Source organism: Campylobacter concisus (assembly GCF_003048605.1).
Lineage (GTDB): Bacteria > Campylobacterota > Campylobacteria > Campylobacterales > Campylobacteraceae > Campylobacter_A > Campylobacter_A concisus_BM.
Window position 1 is genome coordinate 150,400 of the sequence record NZ_PIRX01000003.1, and the last position, 19,205, is coordinate 169,604.

General features: G+C 39.8%; 15 protein-coding genes. 12 read left to right on the forward strand and 3 right to left on the reverse strand.

Annotated features, from left to right (window positions below; translation table 11 throughout):
- Window position 1 precedes the first annotated feature (1 nt).
- Both CVS86_RS03195 and sstT read right to left on the reverse strand, forming a co-directional pair.
- Entirely contained in the window at window positions 2-1,723 is a 1,722-nt protein-coding gene (locus CVS86_RS03195; protein WP_107790949.1) for a M3 family oligoendopeptidase, read from the reverse strand.
- A gap of 87 nt (window positions 1,724-1,810) precedes the next feature.
- Complete coding sequence (sstT, locus tag CVS86_RS03200; RefSeq protein ID WP_413784220.1) at window positions 1,811-3,178, reverse strand: serine/threonine transporter SstT; 1,368 nt, start codon at window positions 3,176-3,178, stop codon at window positions 1,811-1,813.
- A gap of 138 nt (window positions 3,179-3,316) precedes the next feature.
- Between sstT and metK the strand changes: the two genes are divergently transcribed.
- A complete protein-coding gene (metK, locus tag CVS86_RS03205) occupies window positions 3,317-4,522 on the forward strand; it encodes a methionine adenosyltransferase (protein ID WP_107790950.1) in 1,206 nt (401 codons plus the stop codon).
- Window positions 4,523-4,564: 42 nt separating this feature from the next.
- Here metK and CVS86_RS03210 read toward each other — a convergent pair whose 3' ends face one another.
- Window positions 4,565-5,857, reverse strand: a complete 1,293-nt coding sequence (locus tag CVS86_RS03210; RefSeq protein WP_199906511.1) for an apolipoprotein N-acyltransferase — start codon at window positions 5,855-5,857, stop codon at window positions 4,565-4,567.
- Here CVS86_RS03210 and yajC point away from each other — a divergent pair.
- The 11 genes from yajC to CVS86_RS03265 are packed head-to-tail and all read left to right on the forward strand — an operon-like array spanning window position 5,833 to window position 19,130.
- Window positions 5,833-6,105: a preprotein translocase subunit YajC gene (gene yajC / locus CVS86_RS03215; protein ID WP_002941849.1), complete on the forward strand. Its 273-nt coding sequence runs from the start codon at window positions 5,833-5,835 to the stop codon at window positions 6,103-6,105. The two genes, CVS86_RS03210 and yajC, sit on opposite strands and share 25 nt — an antisense overlap.
- Window positions 6,105-7,685 carry a protein translocase subunit SecD gene (gene secD / locus CVS86_RS03220; protein WP_107790952.1) on the forward strand — a complete coding sequence of 527 codons (1,581 nt, stop codon included), beginning with the start codon at window positions 6,105-6,107 and terminating at the stop codon, window positions 7,683-7,685. Before yajC ends, secD begins: the two co-directional genes overlap by 1 nt.
- Before the next feature lie 2 nt (window positions 7,686-7,687).
- Window positions 7,688-8,659, forward strand: a complete 972-nt coding sequence (gene secF / locus CVS86_RS03225) for a protein translocase subunit SecF (RefSeq protein WP_107790953.1) — start codon at window positions 7,688-7,690, stop codon at window positions 8,657-8,659.
- A 9-nt stretch (window positions 8,660-8,668) separates the two neighbouring features.
- Complete coding sequence (locus CVS86_RS03230; protein ID WP_002942000.1) at window positions 8,669-9,007, forward strand: DUF6394 family protein; 339 nt, start codon at window positions 8,669-8,671, stop codon at window positions 9,005-9,007.
- A gap of 8 nt (window positions 9,008-9,015) precedes the next feature.
- Window positions 9,016-11,481, forward strand: coding sequence for a leucine--tRNA ligase (leuS, locus tag CVS86_RS03235; RefSeq protein ID WP_107790954.1), 2,466 nt, complete (start codon window positions 9,016-9,018; stop codon window positions 11,479-11,481).
- 3 nt (window positions 11,482-11,484) lie between these two features.
- Complete coding sequence (lptE, locus tag CVS86_RS03240; protein WP_107790955.1) at window positions 11,485-12,024, forward strand: LPS assembly lipoprotein LptE; 540 nt, start codon at window positions 11,485-11,487, stop codon at window positions 12,022-12,024.
- Window positions 12,005-13,579, forward strand: coding sequence for a GGDEF domain-containing protein (locus tag CVS86_RS03245; RefSeq protein WP_107790956.1), 1,575 nt, complete (start codon window positions 12,005-12,007; stop codon window positions 13,577-13,579). The genes lptE and CVS86_RS03245 overlap by 20 nt, the downstream gene beginning before the upstream one ends.
- Window positions 13,576-14,778, forward strand: coding sequence for a Mur ligase family protein (locus CVS86_RS03250; protein WP_107790957.1), 1,203 nt, complete (start codon window positions 13,576-13,578; stop codon window positions 14,776-14,778). Before CVS86_RS03245 ends, CVS86_RS03250 begins: the two co-directional genes overlap by 4 nt.
- A complete protein-coding gene (gene mfd / locus CVS86_RS03255) occupies window positions 14,759-17,704 on the forward strand; it encodes a transcription-repair coupling factor (RefSeq protein ID WP_107790958.1) in 2,946 nt (981 codons plus the stop codon). Before CVS86_RS03250 ends, mfd begins: the two co-directional genes overlap by 20 nt.
- Entirely contained in the window at window positions 17,701-18,465 is a 765-nt protein-coding gene (locus tag CVS86_RS03260) for an ATP-binding protein (RefSeq protein WP_002942073.1), read from the forward strand. Before mfd ends, CVS86_RS03260 begins: the two co-directional genes overlap by 4 nt.
- On the forward strand, window positions 18,462-19,130 hold the full coding sequence (locus CVS86_RS03265; protein ID WP_107790959.1) for an endonuclease III domain-containing protein: 669 nt from the start codon (window positions 18,462-18,464) through the stop codon (window positions 19,128-19,130). The genes CVS86_RS03260 and CVS86_RS03265 overlap by 4 nt, the downstream gene beginning before the upstream one ends.
- Window positions 19,131-19,205 lie beyond the last annotated feature (75 nt).

Below are 19,205 nucleotides of genomic sequence, written 5' to 3' on the forward strand. Positions count from 1 at the left end.
CTTAATCCTTTGAAATTTCTAAAAACTCATCTACTAGTTTTTTGACCTCGTTTATGCCGATCTGCCAGAAATTTTTATCATCTATATCAAAGCCAAATTTACCCACAAGCTCCCTTGGGCTGAGGCTCCCACCAAGGCTCAAAAACTCGGTGTAAATTTCGACAAAATTTTTACATTTGCCACTTTTATAAAGCCCAAAAAGTGCAAGCACAAGAAGCTGCGCGTAAGAGTAGGCGTAGCAGTAAAATGGCGTGTGAATGAAGTGCGGGATGTAGCTCCACCAAATTTTGTAGTAGTCATTTAGCGTGACGCTTTTGCCAAACATCTTTTTGCTCTCTTTTAGCCAAATTTTATTTAGCTCATCTAGGCTGATCTCGCCCTCATGCGCGTGCACGGCCCTTTCAAAGGTGGTGAAATTTATCTGGCGGTAAAGCGTGGCAAATATATCCTCGATCTTGCCAGCGAGCAGTGAAATTTTCTCTTTTTTGCTAAGGCCGTCTTTTACGTGGTCAAAAACTAACATCTCGCAAAAGACTGAAGCCGTCTCAGCCGTGGTTAGTGGAGTGTCTGAGTTTAGGTAACTTACGCTATATGAGAGCTTTTGATGCACAGCGTGACCAAGCTCGTGGGCAAGCGTGAAAAGGTCTCTTCGCTGGTTTGTGTGATTTAGCAAAACATAAGGGTGCGTGTCGCTTGATCCTGAGTGAGAAAACGCGCCACCTCGCTTGTTTGGCGCTGGATAAACGTCGATCCAGCCGTCATTAAAGGCGCTTTTGGCTATATCTCCAAATTTAGGTGAAAATGTCCCAAATGCCTTTAAAACTATCTTTTTGCACTCATCAAATTTATACTCGCCTTCGCTGCTAAGAGGTGCGTATCTATCGTAGTCATAAAGCTTTTTAAGGCCTAAAATTTCTCTTTTTCGCTCGTAAAATTTAGCAACTAAATCAAAATTTTTCTCCGTCACAGCGATGAGCGAATCAACGCTTTTTTTACTGATTTGATTTTCAAGGTGTCTTGGCTCTTCAGGAAGCTTGAAATTTCGCAGCTCGCAGCTCGTTTTTAGATCAGTTTTTATCATATTATATATGTAGCCAAGAAGGTGCTGGTGCTTGCTAAGCTCATTTGAGAGGCTTTTGGCGGCTAGTTTTCGCACGCTTTGGTCGCTCTCATGAAGCTTGGCTAAAATTTCCTCTTCATTTAAAAGCTCGCCTTTAAATTTAAATTTCATCTTGCTCATACTCTCATCAAAAAGCCTTGAAAAGCCCTCAGCTCCGGTGCTTGCAGTGCGAAGTAGCACTCTCTCTTCGGCAACGCTTAGTTGGTGTGGTTTTGCTTTGGCGAGGTTGCTTAGATAGTAGCCATATTTTTTAGAGGTTTTGATGATCTCTTCTTGTTTTTTAGGGGCAAATTCATTAAATTTGATCTCAAAAAATATCAAATTTTCATTTGCTTTTGTCGCGATCTCATCGATCTTTGCGTAAAATGCGCCTTTACTTGTATCTTTGGCAAAATTTAAAAAAGCATAGGTCATTACTTTTGAAATTTTAGCTATCAAATTTTCATATTCTTCAAATGCCTTTAAAAACTCATCTGTTTTTAAATTTTCATAATTTTCAAGATATTTATCTTTAAATTTCTCGCACTCTGTCTGTAAATTTAGTGCATTTTGTTCGCACTCTTTTTCGTTTGCAAAAAGTGCTTTTAGATCCCAAATTTGCATATTTATCCTTTAAATTTTTGGGACATTTTACAAAAAAATGGATAAAAGTAAAATTTCAGCCAAAATTTAGCTGAAATTTTATGAAGATTAGTTTGAAGTCTCTGAGGCTACGGCTGTAAAAAGCACGTCTGATGAGCTATTTAGCGCAGTTTCAACTGAGTCTTGGATGACGCCTATCGTAAAGCCAACTGTGACAAACTGCATAGCGATGTCATTGCCGATGCCAAAAAGTCCGCACGCTAATGGCACTAGAAGTAGTGATCCGCCAGCCACGCCTGAAGCGCCGCATGCGCCAAGGGCTGAGATGAAGCATAGAAGTAGTGCATCGCCAAATGTAACCGTGATAGATGGGATCGAATTTACCGCAGTAAGTGCTAGGATACTAATGGTAACTGCTGCACCACCCATGTTTATGGTGGCACCAAGTGGGATAGAGATAGAGTATAGCTCCTCTTTTAGCCCAAGCTTTTTGCAAAGTGCCATATTTACAGGGATATTTGCAGCCGAGCTTCTTGTAAAAAACGCCGAAATAGCACTCTCTTTTAGGCAGATCATCACAAGTGGATAAGGATTTTTCTTAGTTAGTGCAAAAACCATCGCTGGATAGACGATAAATGCCACTACAAGCATAGCACCAACGAGAACCAAGATCAGTTTGAGATATCCTGCAAGTGCCTCAAATCCAGTGTCGTGAATGCTGATAGCAACCATACCAAAGATGCCAAATGGAGCAAGTCTAATGATAAATTTAACGATATGAGTTACGCCGTCGCTTATATCTTTAAATACTTTTTTGGTCTCAGCTGTGGCATATCTCATAGCGATGCCACCACCTATCGCCCATGTGATGATGCCTATGTAGTTGCCATTTGCTAGGGCGGTTATCGGGTTTTCAACCATTTTATAAATAAGATCTTTTAGCACGTTTGTGATGCCTTGTGGGGCAGACATATCAGCGCTTTGCAGACCTTTTAGCGGTATCTCCATAGGAAATAAAAAGCTAGCAATGACTGCCACAACAGCTGCTAAAAAGGTGCCAACGAGGTAGAGTGCGATGATCTTTTGCATACCTTTTGTATGACCAAAATCTTTTAAAATGATAGAGGTTGCAACTAAAACAAATACAAGAATAGGTGCGATCGCTTTTAGAGCGCCTTTAAACAAATCTCCTAAAACTGAAGCCGAAGCAGCGATAGAATCAGCCGAACTAGCCTTTTCTTTGGCTTCATCAAGCTGTTTTGCTTCATCTTGGCTAAGACGAGTTTTTATAACTTCATCTACGCTTAAGCCACTCTCTTTTTGAATGGTTTGAATTTTGGCTGAGATTTGGTTGTAAGGGGCTGCCTGATAATGTGTGTAAAAGCCAACTAGGGCACCTAAAATGATACCAACTAAAATTTGAACGATCAAATTTCCGTCGGCGTATCTTCTTGCAATGTTTTTAAACATATTCATTTGACACCTTAATAAATTAGTTTTTTGTTGATTTTAGCTAAATGATTTTTAAATATAAAGAAATTTAAAAAGATTAATTAGCTTTTTATATAGATTTGTTACAATTGCACGAAAATTTAACCAAGGAAAAGGACGAAAATGTATCTATTTACTTCTGAAGTTGTAAGTCCAGGTCATCCAGATAAATGCGCTGATATTATCGCTGATAGCATTGTTGATACTATCTTAACGCAAGATCCAAATGGACGCGTTGCAAGCGAAGTTTTTGTCGCTGGAAAAAACATAGTAATAGGCGGAGAGATAAACTCAAAGGTAAAACTCTCTTATAAAGACTACGAAAAGATCGTAAAAGACGCTCTTGCGCATATTGGATATGACGGAAAGAGCAACTTTACAAAAGAGCAGTGCTTGCACCCAGATGATATCGAGGTTAAAGTCTGCTTAAATCAACAAAGTCCAGATATAAATCAAGGCGTTGATCAAAGTGATGGCGAGATCGGAGCAGGCGATCAAGGCATCATGTTTGGCTTTGCAAGCTGCGAGGCGAAAGAATTTATGCCAGCAGCTATAACTTATGCAAGAATGCTTTGCGATAAAGTCTATAAATTTGCCAAAGCAAACCCTGATAAGCTTGGCGTTGATATAAAAACACAAGTTACGATTGATTACGGCAGTAAAGACAACTTTGAAAACTGCAAACCTCAAAGCATTCACACTATCGTCGTCTCAGCACCTTGCGTGGAGAGCATGAAGATAGAAGAGCTTCGCGCACTAATACAAAATTTAATAGACGAAACTGGCCTTCCAAAAGAGCTATATAATAAAGAAAAAACGATCATTTATATAAACCCAACAGGCAGATATGTAAATCACAGCTCACTTCACGATAGTGGTCTAACAGGCAGAAAACTAATCGTTGATAGCTTTGGCGGATATAGCCCGATAGGCGGTGGAGCTCAGTCGAGCAAGGACTACACAAAGGTTGATCGTAGCGGACTTTACGCAGCGCGCTGGATAGCTAAAAATATAGTCGCAGCTGGTCTTGCTAAAAAATGTATCGTTCAGATAAGCTACGCAATAGGCGTTGCAAAGCCAACTTCAGTTAGCGTTGATACCATGGGAACTCACACAAACGGCGTAAATGACGACATGCTTTCAAATTTTGTAAGCGAGCATTTTTCTCTAACACCTCGCTGGATAACAAATAAATTTGGTCTTGACAAGCCAAGCAAAGAGACATTTTTATATGCAAAAGTAGCTGCAAAAGGCCAAGTGGGAAATGCAAAATACCCTTGGGAAAAGCTTGATGCGGTTGATACTTTTAAGGCTTTACTAAAAAAATAATCAAAAAAGTGGCTTTATTTTGAAAGCCACTTTAAATTTCTTTTAAAACTCATCCCAAAATGCTTTTTTGGGCTTTATTATCTCACTTTTTGAGCCATTTACGCTGTGATAGACCGCTTTATCATACTTTGTAGCAAGGTGTTTTATAAGTAGTCTTTGAAGCACAGGCTCGCTACTTGGCACAAACCAGCCGTTGTTTGTGATAGCCACAACCACGTCAAATTCGCCCCTATAAAGCTCCTCTCTTGTTGCCTCGTAGCAGATAGCGTTTCTGATTTTAACTCCGTCTATCTCATAGTCGCTAAAATTTTCAGCCTTCTTAAAGTCGCTAGCTCCACCAAAAAATAGCTTATTTACCGCATCTTGCATAAATTTTGGCAAAGGAATTTCTTCTCCAAATGGCACTAAAAATTTCTTATCCATTCGCCTTAGAGTGCCATCTTGAAACAAAAATGCAGAGTTATAAATTTGCTTATTTTCATAAGCAAGCGCGCCAGCTACGATAGTTATCTGTTTTGAAAGCTCTTTTAACTCATCAACAAGCAGTGGCTCATTTGTCATAAATAATGGAAACGCGCTCTCTGGAAGCACGATGAGACGTTTTTGCTCGGCTATGGCGCTATTTATCAAGTCTAAATTTTCATTTGTAAATTTCATGCGTAAGCTTTTATCCCAGCGCACCCTTTGAGCGACATTGGTGTTTATTAGCTCCACGTCAAATGGCAGAGTTTTTGCCTCGCTACTTTTAAACTGCAAAGCAGCGATGAGGCAGATAAAAGCTAGGATAAATTTTAAAATTTTACCTTTTACACTCAAAGAAATGGCTGCTAAAAAAACAAATATAAGTCCTCTAGTATTTGGCTCAAAAGCCCCTAAAACAAGTGTCGCTTCAAGGTTAAACCAGTTAAAGCCAAATGGGTGCACATAGCTTATTAAAAATAGTAAAACGGCTCTTAGTGATATAAAGCTTGGAAAAGAGGCTATCCAAAACAAAAGTCCATAAACAAGGGCTACAAAGAGGATGACAAATGGTATAAGCCAGACAAGCTCGTAGTAGATAAAGCTAAAGCCGATCCAGTAAAACCACAAAATTCCAGTGAAAAAGCCAGCCGCAAAAAAGCCAGCTCTGCTTAAATTTATGATGACGTAAATTCCAGCTAGCGTAAGAAAAGGTGAGATGAAATTTAAAATTTGATTTTCAGCCATAGCTAAAAAAATGAAATTAGAAAGCAAAAAAGCACCGACAAAGGCTTTTATTATAATTTTAGTGCTAAAATGTCCGTTTAAAAATCTTACAAATAAGGAAATCCATGCAAAACGCTGATTTTTTAACATCATTACTACCTCTTGTTGTGCTTTTCGCCATATTTTACTTTTTGGTTATCAGACCTCAACAAAAACAACAAAAAGCCCACGCAGCAATGCTTGCAGCTCTTGACAAAGGCGATAAGATAGTAACTAATGGCGGACTTATATGCGAAGTGATTAAAGCCGAAAATGATTTTATCAAAGTTAAACTTAACGATGATGTAATCGTTCGTATAGCACGCGAGTTTGTAGCTAAAAAGATCGAAGATAAATAATGCGTAACGCAAGAGTTACATATAGGCTGATTATATTAATATTAGCCATAGTTTTTGGTTTTGGCTTTTCGGTGCCATCTTTTTTTCAGACTCAAAGCGGAGCTAAAATTTCGCTAGGACTTGACCTTCAAGGCGGTCTTCATATGCTTCTTGGTGTTGAAACTAACGAAGCCATCCACTCTAAGATCAAGTCAATCGCTGGAAGCATAAATTATTATGCCAAAAAAGAAGATGTGCTCATTGATAAATTTAAGATAAAAGAAGATAGTGTTGATTTTACACTACTTGATAGTGACGAGGCTCCAAAGGTTGATAAGGCTTTGGCTGAGATAAAAGGGCTTGATATCAAAAAAGATGGTCTAAACTATCATATCACTCTTACAGAGCAAGAGAGGCTTGATACGATCGAGTACGCTATCTCACAAGCTGTTGAGACCATTAGAAACAGGCTTGATCAGTTTGGTCTAGCTGAGCCAACAGTCGCTAGACAAGGCAAAGACAATATCCTAGTCGAGCTTCCTGGCATAAAGACTGAAGAGGACGAGCAAAGAGCGAGAGATCTTATCGCAAAGGCCGCTCACTTGCAGCTTATGGCAGTTGATGATAAAAGACAAGATCAGGCTAATACCATGAGCGAGGCAGAGGCTGAAAGCTATGGTGACGTCATCTTTAAAGATGCTAAAAATGACCGCGTAAAATATGTCGTTAAAAATATCCCTGTGCTTGATGGCTCGATGCTAACTGACGCAAAGGTCGCATTTTCTCAGCAAAATAACCTTCCGATCATAAATTTCACACTAAATTCAGAAGGTGCTAGAATTTTTGGTGATTTTACTGGTGCAAATGTCGGCAAAAGGCTTGCTATCGTGCTTGATGGCAAGGTCTATTCAGCTCCAGTTATAAATGAAAGAATAGGTGGCGGCAGCGGCCAGATCAGCGGTGGCTTTACACTTGACGAGGCTCACGACGTAGCGATCGCGCTTAGAAGTGGCGCACTTTTAGCACCTGTTAAGATGCTAGAAAAAAGAAGTGTTGGTCCATCTTTAGGACAAGAGAGCATCAACCAAAGCATGGTAGCGCTTGCTGCTGGATCTATTTTAGTCGTGTTATTTATGCTAGTTTATTATGGAATTTCTGGAATTTTTGCAAATATCGCGCTAGTTGCAGACGTTGTTATATTAGTAGCTGTCATGGCGCTTTTTGGAGCGACACTTACTCTGCCAGGCATGGCTGGTATCGTGCTAACGATTGGTATGGCGGTTGATGCAAACGTCATAATAAATGAGCGTATACGTGAGCTCTTGCGTGAAGGTGTGGCGATAAGAACGGCCGTGCAAAAAGGCTATGAGCACGCTATGAGTGCGATCATCGACTCAAACTTAACTACCATTATCACAGTTGCGGTGCTTTATGCTTATGGTACTGGTCCAGTTAAAGGCTTTGCTGTGACAATGGCGATAGGCATCATGGCTTCGATGCTAACAGCCATTTTAGGCACACATGGCATGTTTGATGCAGTCATGGATAAGATAGAAAAAAGCGGAAATACCAGACTTTGGTTTGGTTATAAAAGGAGCTAGAGATGCAAATTTTCACTAAGGCAAAAGTTTATGATTTTATGCGGTTTAGATTTGTGTCACTCGCATTTTCTATATTTTTATTTGTTGGTTCGATCTTTTTGCTTGCAACAAAGGGTTTAAACTACGGCATCGATTTTTCTGGTGGTACGCTTATCCAGCTAAAATACGACACCAAAGCGCCACTTGATAAAATTCGCGACGCTTTTGGCACAAATGAAGTGCTTAAAAACGCCTCTGTTACTGAGTTTGGAAGTGAAGATGAGGCTGTTATTAGATTTTCAGGATCAAGCTCAAATTTAACTGGTGACATCGGCACTGAGATAAAGCAAATTTTAAAAGATACTGGAAATTTTGAGGTAAGACGTGTTGATATCGTTGGTCCAAAGGTTGGTGACGAGCTTAGAGAAAAAGGCCTAATGGCCCTTGGAATTTCACTAATTGGCGTGCTTCTTTATATCACATTTAGATTTGAATGGCGATTTGCGCTAGCTGCGATCGCAACTGAAATTCACGATATCGTTATAACTGTTGGTGCTATTTCGCTATTTGATATCGATGTAAATTTAGACACTCTAGCGGCTGTATTAACGGTGCTTGGCTACTCACTAAACGATACGATCATCATTTTTGACAGGATAAGAGAAGGTATAAAAGAGAGTAAGAGAACTGATATCGAGGGCGTTATCAATGAGTCAGTCTCAGCCACACTTTCAAGGACTATCCTAACTTCAGCCACTACGATGATGACTGTTGTTGTGTTATTTTTATTTGGTGGAGATATGATACATGGATTTTCATTTATCCTTATCGTTGGTATCGTTATAGGAACGATCAGCTCGATCTACATCTCATCACCATTTCTTATCTGGTTTAAATTTAGCATCGAGCATTTTAGGACTAGAGAGGCTGAGAAGCAAAGGATCAAAAAAGAGCGTGATAAAGAGCGTGCTATGTTTGAAAAAGGCGTTGTGTAAGGAGGGATAATGAACTGGGGAAAAGTTATCTACATATTTTTTGCGCTGATGAGTCTTACGACTACGGCGGAGTTTTTATATGATAAAAACGAGATCGCCCTTTTTGTGGCAGCTAGTATAAATTTAGTTTCTACGCTACTTAAGATCGGTGTTAAAAATTTACTATCAGCTGAGCTTTTTGCTAGCTCGCTGGTTGCTGATTTGCACCTTATACCAGCTTTTGTTATTTTGCAAGTCTCTGAAAATGCAACGCTTAGCTATTCACTAGCTATTGGTGCAGTCATTGCAAATATATTTTCACTAGCCTTGGTACTAATAGAATCAAGCAAATCACAAGAAGAATTTTAGGAGAAAAAATGGCTGAGAAGAGAAAATATGAGCCTTTAAAGATAGAAAAAAAGTGGCAAGAAATTTGGGATAAAAATGAAGAATTTGAGCCAAAAGACGACTTAAGCTTGCCAAAAAAATACATCCTAAGTATGTTTCCATATCCAAGCGGACGCATACATATGGGGCATGTAAGAAACTACTCTATCGGTGATGCGCTGGCTAGATCATATAGAAAAAGCGGTTTTAACGTGCTTCATCCTATCGGCTTTGATAGCTTTGGTATGCCAGCTGAAAACGCAGCCATAAAACATAAAATTCACCCTAAAATTTGGACTTACGAAAACATCGACTATATGAAAAAGGAGCTTGCAAGCCTTGGCTTTTCATTCTCTAAAAAGAGAATTTTAGCTACATCTGACCCACTTTACACAAAGTGGGAGCAAAGCTTTTTTATAAAGATGTTTGAAAAAGGGCTTGTTTATAGAAAAAATGCCATCGTAAACTGGTGTGAGTACGATCAAACCGTGCTTGCAAACGAGCAGGTTGAAGACGGAAAATGCTGGAGATGCGGTAATGATGTTGTGCAAAAAGAGCTTCCAGGATACTACTTCAACATCACAAAATACGCTAGCGAGCTACTTGAGGATCTAAAACTTCTTGATGGCAAATGGCCAAATCAAGTCATCACAATGCAAGAAAACTGGATCGGCAGAAGCTATGGCTTGGAGTTTAAATTTAGCCTTGATGAGGCTTCAAAAGAGACTTTAGGTGGTAAATTTGACGGCTTTGAGGTATTTACAACAAGACCTGATACGATTTATGGCGTTAGCTACACAGCCCTTGCGCCAGAGCATCCTATCGTAAAAGCGCTTCTTGAAAGTGATAAATTTGATGAAAATAAAAAGGCAAAGATAAAAGCCATACTTAATCAAAGCCCAAGAGAGCGCCAAGCAAGCGATAAAGATGGAGAGTTTTTAGGAATTTACGTCGTTCATCCACTCACAAATGAAAAGATCCCAGTTTGGGTTGCAAATTTCATCCTAGCTGACTACGGCAGTGGCGCTATCATGGCTGTTCCTGCTCATGATCAAAGAGACTTCGAGTTTGCAAGTAAATTTAATCTACCTATAAAACCAGTCGTAAAGCCGCTTGAGGGCGAAAATGACGGCTCGAAAGCGTACTCAGAATACGGAGTTGCCATAAATTCTGAGCTGATAAACGGCCTTAGCTCAGAGGATGCCAAAAGCTTTATAATAGAGAAATTTGAAAAAGATGGTCTTGGCAAAAGGATCACAAACTATAAGCTAAGAGATTGGGGAATTTCTCGCCAAAGATACTGGGGTGCGCCAATACCTGTTGTGCACTGCAAATGCTGCGGCGTAGTGCCTGAAAAAGAGGAAAATTTACCTATCGCGCTACCAGAAGATGTCAAGATCACAGGCGAGGGAAATCCACTTGATAAACACCCAACTTGGAAATTTACAAAGTGTCCAAAATGCGGCCAAGACGCGATCAGAGAGACTGATACGATGGATACATTCGTAGAGAGTAGCTGGTATTTTGCTAGATTTGCAAGCGATGAGAAGAGTTGGGAACAAAAAGCACTTGATGAAAAGAGCGTGAATTATTGGATGAATGTAGATCAGTATATCGGCGGTATCGAGCATGCGATCTTGCACCTTTTGTACGCTAGATTTTTCCAAAAGGTCTTAAGAGACCTTGGCTATCTAAGAGATGATGAGCCGTTTGAAAATTTACTAACTCAAGGCATGGTCTTAAAAGATGGCAAAAAGATGAGTAAAAGCAAGGGCAATGTCGTAGACCCTGATGATATCATAAATAGATATGGCGCCGATACGGCAAGGCTATTTATCCTTTTTGCTGCTCCTCCTCAAAAAGAGCTTGAGTGGAATGACAGTGCAGTTGAGGGCGCATTTAGGTTTTTAAATAGGCTTTGGGAGAAGGCGCAAACTATCAAAAAGATAGACAAGCTGCCTGAGATAGATCACGAAAGTCTAAATAAAGATGAGAAATTTGCAAGGCTTAAAATTTATGAAGCGCTTAAAAAATCAACCGAGGTTTTTGGCGATACATTTGCTTTTAACACTTTAATCGCTGCTTGCATGGAGGCGCTAAACGCTATAAATGCGCAAGATAATGACGACGTAAATGCTGAGGGCTTTTTCATCATCTTAAATTTACTAGAGCCTATCGTGCCGCATATCGCAAATGAGCTTAGCGAAGAGCTTTTTGGCAGAAAAAATTTCACAAAGATAGCTGTAAAAGAAGAGGTCTTTGTAAAAGATAGCATCGCTCTTGCAGTTACAGTAAATGGCAAGAAAAGGGCTGAGTTTGAAGTAGCAGCAAGCGAAAGTGAGAGTGAAATTTTAAAACAAGCTAAGCAAAATGTAGCTAAATGGCTTGAAGGAAAAGAAATTTTAAAAGAGATTTATATAAAAGGCAAATTAGTAAATTTTGTCATTAAAGGATAAATTTTGAGATATTTTTTAGCGTTTTTTATTGCGATATTTATCTGCGGATGTGGCTATAAACCAGTTTCAAAGATCTCGCAGGATTTGGTTGGAGATAGAGTTTATGTTGATGTTATCATCAGCAAAGAAGAGCCAAAAAATAGTGTCTGGATAAAAGACGCAGTAAAAGAGGGCATGGTCGCAAGGTTGCATAAATCACTATCAAGCAAAGATAGCGCTGATACTTCGATAATTGTCTCAGTGCAAAATTTAACCTATGAAGCGATAATCTATGATGAATACGGCTATATCACATCTTATAAAGCTCTTTTAACTCTAAATTATAAAACCAAATTTAAAGATGGTCGTGTCATAGATATACCTGCTACTGGCGAGTATGATTTTAGTGTGGCAAGACGTCAAAAAGATGTAAGATTTGCCGATAGTGTTCTTAGCGATACTCAAAAGTATGAAGCTATAAAAGAGGCCTCAAAAGAGGCGTTTGATGAGTACATCGCAAATTTAGCTGTAAAAGGATATAAAAATGGCAGCAGTAACCGTTAGTCAAATAGTCAAGGAAGCCTTGAGCGAGATAAAAGATCGCCATTTGATGCTAACGCCAGAAAATTACACCGAAGTTTATAATGAAATTTCTAAAAAATATGGCTTTACTACCGAAGAGAGCAAAAAGATAGAAAAATATATCTCAAGGCTTGGTGATGACTATAAAGCGCAAGCTATAAGCCTTCATATAAAAACGGTTGATGAGTTTGTAGCTTTTATGACCGCTAGGCTCTCTCATGGTGCTAAAAATGGCACAGCCCAAGTGGTCGATGATAAAAAGTTAAAGTCACTAAATGCCTTTGCAAGAAGAATTCTCCAAGCCATCTCTATGCTTCACAACAAAGATGCAAAAGCTCTAGCAGAGCAGGGCATGCAGCTACTTGCTAGAAGATATGACGAGAAAAATCTTGAAGAGATGTGCCTTAAATGGTTTGACTTTGTAAGCTCTTACGATACTGAATTTTTGGACTTTTTGAAATATTATGGCGTGAGAGACTTTGACGATCTAAAGACTATGAGCGCTGAGCTTGAGAAATTCTTATCTCAAAAAAATGAAAATGCAGAAGAAAACACTTTAGTTGAGCTTTTAAATTTTGCGCTTGAGCCTTCTATCACAAAGGAGCTTGGCGAAGAGCTTAGCAGCATTAGAAGCGTTTTGAAGCAAAATCCACAAAGCCTAAATAGCAAAGAATTTCAAGATAAGATAAAGGGTTTTGTCGATCGCAGGATCGAAGAAGATAGAACCGAGATCATCGAAAAGGTTGGCTCTTTAAACAACATCTTGCAAAGCATAGGCGAGAGGATTTCAGATATCGCAGCTAGCTCTCAAAGTAACTCAGCTAAGGTGCAAAGCATCAAAAATGATCTTAAAAATGTAAATTTAAATGCAAATAGCATCGATCATGTAAAGAGCATGCTTATCGAGATCGCAGGTGCCTTGGAGATCGAGAGTAAGGAGCTTGGTCTTGAGATGAACAGCAAGCAAGCGACTATTTCTGAGCTTCAAAACAGGGTTATTAGCCTAGAAAAAGAGCTTGAAGCTGCTAAACTTGAGAGCAAAGAGGACTTTTTAACCAAAGTGGCTACAAAAAGAGCTTTGATGAGTGAAATTCAGCGTATCGAAGAGGCCTATAAACGTTACGGCACGGACTATTCGATCTGCTTTGTTGATATTGACTTCTTTAAAAAGATAAATGACACCTACGGACACGAAGCTGGCGACGTGATCCTTTCAGCCGTGGCTCAGGTGCTTAAGAAAAATGCTAGAAAGGTTGATTTTGTCGGTAGATACGGCGGCGAGGAATTTGTCATTTTGCTACCAAGCACGAGCCTCAAAGATGGAGTTAGATTTGGCGAGAAGCTAAGAAGCATGATCGAAAATTTCAAATTTATCTATAAAAACGAGCGCATCAAAGTTACCATTAGCTCTGGTGTGGCGACAAGAAGTGCAAATTTAAGCGATACTATGACGCTTGAGGGCGCTGATAAGATGCTCTATCTTTCAAAAGAGGGCGGCAGAAACCAAGTCATGCCAAAGATAATCGAGGAAAAATGAGCCTAGCGAAATTTCTTGACGGCAAGCCACTTTACTACAAAGAGATCGACTATGGTAGGATCATAAGGGCTTATGATACGATCAAAGGCCATCTAAAGCCTTTTAAGATAATCCACATCATCGGCACAAATGGCAAAGGTAGCACCGGCCGCTTTTTAGCGCAAATTTTAAGCCAAAAGGGCGCAAAAGTAGGCCACTACACGAGCCCACATATATTTAAATTTAACGAGCGATTTTGGCTAAATGGCGAGGTCGCTAGCGATGAAATTTTAGAGGTAGCTCACGAGCGTTTGCAAGCTCTTTTGAGTGATGAGTACAAGATAAAAACAAGCTATTTTGAGTATATGACACTGCTTTCTGCGGTGCTTTTTGAGGGTTGCGACTACTTTGTCTGCGAAGCTGGCATGGGCGGCGTGCTGGATGCTACAAATGTCTTTGAAAAAGAGCTAAGCATCTTTACTCCGATCGGCTTTGATCACACGGCGATATTAGGCAACAGCTTAGAAGAAATTTCACGCACGAAATTTGAAGCCATGGGCAAAAGAGCTATTTTAAATGATGAGATGAACGAGATAAGTGTGGCTATCGCAAAAGAGATCGCGAGCGAGAAAAAAGCAGTTTTAAGCTTTCCAAGAGAAATTTTGACCAAAGAGAATTTAAACGAGATCGCAAACTACGCAGTTAAATTTAATCTCCCAGAGTTTTTACGCTCAAATTTAACTCTAGCCTACGCCGCGGCTAAAATTTTAGATAGCAGCATAGATATCAAAAAGCTTGGTGCTTTATCGCTTCGAGGCAGATGCGAAAAGATTGCTTCAAATTTATATGTAGATGTCGGTCACAACGAGCTTGGTGCAAAGGCTGTGGCTAAGAAATTTAGCTCTGATGAATTTAGCGGCAAAAAACTAACGCTAGTTTATAACTCGTTTTTAGATAAAGATTTCAAGGCAGTTTTGGCAGCTCTAAAGCAAGTCGTCGAAGAGGTTCTGCTTTATCACTACCACTGCGAGGGTAGGGAGCTTGGCGGAGAGCTCATAAACAAAGCACTAAACGAGCTTGAAATTTCGCATAGAGAGTTTGAGCTAAGCGATATGAACGATATAAAAGAGGCAAAAAACGGCAAAATTTACCTAGCATTTGGCTCGTTTCACCTAGCCGAAGCCTTTTTAAAAGAGTACTATGCAAGCAAAGGTCTATGAGTATCTTTTAACACACGCTCCACAAATTCTCATCTGCGAAGATGATAAAGAGGCGGCACTCTGCGCTGATGCGGCCAGTTTTGCTGGCTTTAGCGCATTTAAATTACCTGATTTTAGAGCTAAAAAGGGCGATGATCTAAGAAGCTTTAACGAAGAGCTCTTTGAAATTTCATCCGTTCTTAGCAAATACTATAAATTTGATGGCAAAAAGATCATCGTAAGCCCATTTAGCACGCTTTTAAACCCACTTCCAACGCAAAAAAACTTAGAAAGCTCAACGATCAAGCTAAAGGATAATATAAATTTAAGCGAATTTTCCGACTTGCTCATACGATTTGGCTACGAGTGCGTCGATATCGTTGAGAGCGTTGGCGAGTTTAGCATACGCGGCGAAGTGATCGACATTTATGGCGTAAATATGGACGACCCTATTAGAATTTTACTCTTTGGCGATGAGGTGGAGAGTATCAGAAACTACAACACCGCCACGCAAATTAGCAACAAAAATGAGCTAAGCGAAGCCGAGATCGTGCCATTTATCGCAAATCTTAGCAAAGATGAGTTTGAAAAAGTTAGCCAAAAGATCGAGGATATGCAAAGTGACGCCCTTGTGAGCGATCTAAATTCGCTCGGATTTTGGGCGATAGATAGCTTTAGCGACTACTTAAAAGAATTTAACTCAAAGCTTGTTAAAAAGATCGATTTTGAAATTTATGATGCGCCTGAGGAGAAATTTAAGGGCATTGAAATTTTGCCCGAGCCAAAGGTCTATAAAGACCTAGAAGTTACTTTAAATTTTGACTTTTTTGAGCTAAATAAGAGCAAAAGCATAACCGTTCTTTCAAGAAATGAGGGGCTTTTTAAGGGCTATGAGCTTGATGGCTTTGCCAACGTAAAGCTTGAAATTTCGCCCCTTGTAGTAAATTTAACATCAAGCGACAAGATCGTAGTCTCACTAAATAAATTTGAGAAAAAAAGGCGAGTTAAACGCTCAAGCCTAGTGGTCGATGAGCTAAAAGTAAATGACTACGTTGTGCATGAAGATTATGGTATAGGCAGATTTTTGGGGCTTGAAAAGATCAAGGTTTTGGGTGCGACGAAAGAATTTGTGGTAATTGCCTACCAAAATGATGACAAGCTTCTTTTGCCAGTCGAGCATCTAAATTTGATAGATCGCTACATCGCGCAAAATGGCTCTATGGCGGTGCTTGATCGCTTGGGTAAGGCAAATTTTGCCAAGATAAAAGAGAAAGTTAGAGAAAAACTCTTCGCGATCGCTTCAAAGATAGTCGCGATGGCGGCAAAAAGGGAGCTAATCGCAGGTAAAATTTTACAAAAAGAGGATATCTCTTATCTAAATTTCGTCCAAGACGCTGGCTTTTCATACACGAGTGATCAGCAAAAAGCGGTAAATGATATAAAAGATGAGCTAAAAAGCGGCAAGGTGATGGATAGACTGCTTAGCGGAGATGTTGGCTTTGGCAAGACTGAAGTTGCGATGAATGCCATATTTACCTGCATAAAATCAGGCTTTAGTGCGTTTTTCTTTGTGCCAACGACGCTTCTTAGCTCGCAGCACTACAAGACGCTAAGTCAGAGATTTAGCAAATTTGGCATAAAAGTCTTTAGGCTGGATCGCTTCTCAAGTGCCAAAGAGAAATCAAGCCTGCAAAAAGCGCTAAAAGAAAATGAGCCCATAGTTTGCGTGGGTACGCATGCACTTCTTAGTGTAAAGGCTGAAAATTTAGGGCTTATAGTGGTTGATGAGGAGCATAAATTTGGCGTTAAACAAAAAGAGCAGCTAAAAGAAATTTCTCAGCACTCACACATCTTAAGTATGAGCGCCACACCGATACCAAGAAGCCTAAATATGGCGCTTAGCAAGATAAAAACATATAGCATTTTAGCCACTCCGCCAAGCTCGAGGCTGGATGTGAGAACAAGCGTGAGAGAGTGGGACGAAAAGGTCGTCAAAGAGGCTATCATGCGTGAGCTAAGACGCGGCGGGCAGACCTTTTACATCCACAACCACATCGCAGACATCGAGCAGACGGCAAATGAACTAAGAAAAATTTTGCCAAAGCTTAGAATTTTGATACTTCACTCAAAGATAAATGCGAAAGTCGCTGAAGATGAGATGATGAAATTTGAGCGGGGCGAGTATGACTTGCTGCTTTGCACCAGCATCGTTGAAAGCGGCATCCACTTGCCAAATGCAAACACTATAATCGTAGAAAATGCTAATAAATTTGGCATGGCTGACCTGCATCAGCTGCGCGGTCGTGTGGGTAGAAGCGACAAGCAGGCCTACTGCTACTTTTTGGTTGAGGATAAAGATGCCATTAGCAAAGACGCTCTAAAACGCCTCGTGGCACTTGAGGGCAACTCATTTTTGGGCGCTGGCTCAGTGCTAGCCTATCACGACCTTGAGATAAGGGGCGGTGGCAACATCATCGGCGAGGCGCAAAGTGGCCACATCGAGGCTATCGGCTACTCGCTATATCTAAAGATGCTAGAAGATGAGATAAACAAGCTTCTTAATCAAGACTCCGCAAAGCTTGACAAGATCGATCTAAAGCTTAGTGTGAGTGCCTTCTTAAATCAAGAATTTATAAGAGAAGATAGGCTAAGGCTTGAAATTTATAGGCGCCTTAGCAAGTGTAAAGAGGTTAGCGAGGTCTATGAGATACAAAGCGAGCTTGAGGATAGATTTGGCAAGATAGATACATTTACAAAGCAGTTTTTAGACCTTATCATCATCAAAATTTTAGCTCTAAAAGCTGGCATAAAGACGATCTCAAACAGCGAACAAAATATACTAATAACAAAAAATGATGACGAGAAGATCAGGCTAAAGTCACGTAGCAAGGACGATGACGATGTTTTGGCTGAAATTTTGGTCTATCTAAGAAAGGATAAGAAATGATAGATTGGGGTGTGAAGTACGCAGCGATTTATAAGAGCACAAAAGGGATGCTAAAGCCGGTTGAGGATATCGATTTTGTCGATATCGACTCACTTTATGGGCTAGAGAAACAAAAAGAAATTTTGCTAAAAAACACTAGAAATTTTATAGCTGGCGACGAGGCAAATCACGTGCTTCTTTGGGGCGAGAGAGGATGTGGCAAGTCAAGCCTTGTAAGGGCTGTTTTTACTAAATTTTATAAAGAGGGACTTCGCATCATTGAGATCGGCTGCGAGGATCTAAAATACCTTGGCGACATCATCGACGAGATCAGAAAGAGCGAGTTTAAATTTATCATTTTCTGCGATGATCTAAGCTTTGAAAATGGTAGCAATGAATATAAATTTCTAAAGCCTATCATGGATGGCTCTATCCAAAAGCCGCCAAAAAACGTCCTTTTATACGCTACATCAAACCGCCGCCACCTAATAAGCGAGTTTAAAAGCGAAAATGAAAACTCAGAGCTAATAGACGGAGAAATCCACTATAGCGACGCAGCTCAGGAGAAAATTTCGCTCTCAGACCGCTTTGGTCTTTGGATCAGCTTTTATCAAGGCAACTACGACGAGTATCTAAAAATGGTTGATTTTTACTTTAAAGACTACACTGGCGACAAAGATGAGCTTCACACGCTTGCTAAAAATTTCGCCACGCTAAGAGCCAGCAGAAGTGGCAGGACGGCAAAGCAGTTTTATCTAACTTTTAAAGAAAATTTAAAATGAGATCAACTGATCTGTTTTTAGCCCTGTTAAATCACAAAAGTAGAAATTTTGACGAGCTAAAATGGCCAGGCGAGGGCACTTTTGAGGTTATTTTGGGCGCTATTTTGGTGCAAAATACCAACTGGAAAAACGTTGAAAAAGCGCTAGATAATCTAAAAAAAGCCAGCAAAGATAGCCTGCAAGGCATTTGCGAGCTTGAAAACAGCGAGCTTGCCACACTTATAAAGCCAAGTGGCTTTTACAACACAAAGGCAAAACGGCTAAAGACGCTTTGCCTAGCTATAAAAAACGAATTTGAGAGCTTTGATAATTTTAAAGAAAACGCTAGCCGCGAGTGGCTCATAAGCGTAAAAGGCGTTGGCGCTGAGACTTGTGATGCGATACTTGCTTACGCTTGCGGCAAGCCTTACATGGTCGTTGATGCTTATGCGCTTAGGATAATGGCATATTTTGACTACATTTTTGAGAGCTACGACGAGGCGGCTGAGTGGTTTAGCTCGCTTGATTATTATGAAATTTATAAATTTCTTGATAGTGAGAAATTTGACGAAACTGAGGTTTTAAAGCTCTATCATACGCTTATTTTGGAGTTTTGCAAAGAGAATTTCAAAGGTAAAATTTTAAGCCAAAGCGGACAAGAGGTGCTTGATATCATTAAAAACTAAATTTTTATTTTAAATTTAGCGCAAATTAGGACTTTTTATGTTTTATTTTAAATTCTATGCTAAATTTACGAGAAA

Excerpts from the sequence above, each read along its gene's own strand:
- secF (WP_107790953.1), top strand. The coding sequence starts at position 7,688 with ATGCAAATTTTCACTAAGGCAAAAGTTTATGATTTTATGCGGTTTAGA.
- CVS86_RS03195 (WP_107790949.1), bottom strand. The coding sequence starts at position 1,723 with ATGCAAATTTGGGATCTAAAAGCACTTTTTGCAAACGAAAAAGAGTGC.
- secD (WP_107790952.1), top strand. The coding sequence starts at position 6,105 with ATGCGTAACGCAAGAGTTACATATAGGCTGATTATATTAATATTAGCC.
- mfd (WP_107790958.1), top strand. The coding sequence starts at position 14,759 with ATGCAAGCAAAGGTCTATGAGTATCTTTTAACACACGCTCCACAAATT.
- yajC (WP_002941849.1), top strand. The coding sequence starts at position 5,833 with ATGCAAAACGCTGATTTTTTAACATCATTACTACCTCTTGTTGTGCTT.
- CVS86_RS03230 (WP_002942000.1), top strand. The coding sequence starts at position 8,669 with ATGAACTGGGGAAAAGTTATCTACATATTTTTTGCGCTGATGAGTCTT.
- CVS86_RS03245 (WP_107790956.1), top strand. The coding sequence starts at position 12,005 with ATGGCAGCAGTAACCGTTAGTCAAATAGTCAAGGAAGCCTTGAGCGAG.
- leuS (WP_107790954.1), top strand. The coding sequence starts at position 9,016 with ATGGCTGAGAAGAGAAAATATGAGCCTTTAAAGATAGAAAAAAAGTGG.
- CVS86_RS03260 (WP_002942073.1), top strand. The coding sequence starts at position 17,701 with ATGATAGATTGGGGTGTGAAGTACGCAGCGATTTATAAGAGCACAAAA.
- sstT (WP_413784220.1), bottom strand. The coding sequence starts at position 3,178 with ATGAATATGTTTAAAAACATTGCAAGAAGATACGCCGACGGAAATTTG.
- CVS86_RS03265 (WP_107790959.1), top strand. The coding sequence starts at position 18,462 with ATGAGATCAACTGATCTGTTTTTAGCCCTGTTAAATCACAAAAGTAGA.
- metK (WP_107790950.1), top strand. The coding sequence starts at position 3,317 with ATGTATCTATTTACTTCTGAAGTTGTAAGTCCAGGTCATCCAGATAAA.
- CVS86_RS03250 (WP_107790957.1), top strand. The coding sequence starts at position 13,576 with ATGAGCCTAGCGAAATTTCTTGACGGCAAGCCACTTTACTACAAAGAG.
- CVS86_RS03210 (WP_199906511.1), bottom strand. The coding sequence starts at position 5,857 with ATGTTAAAAAATCAGCGTTTTGCATGGATTTCCTTATTTGTAAGATTT.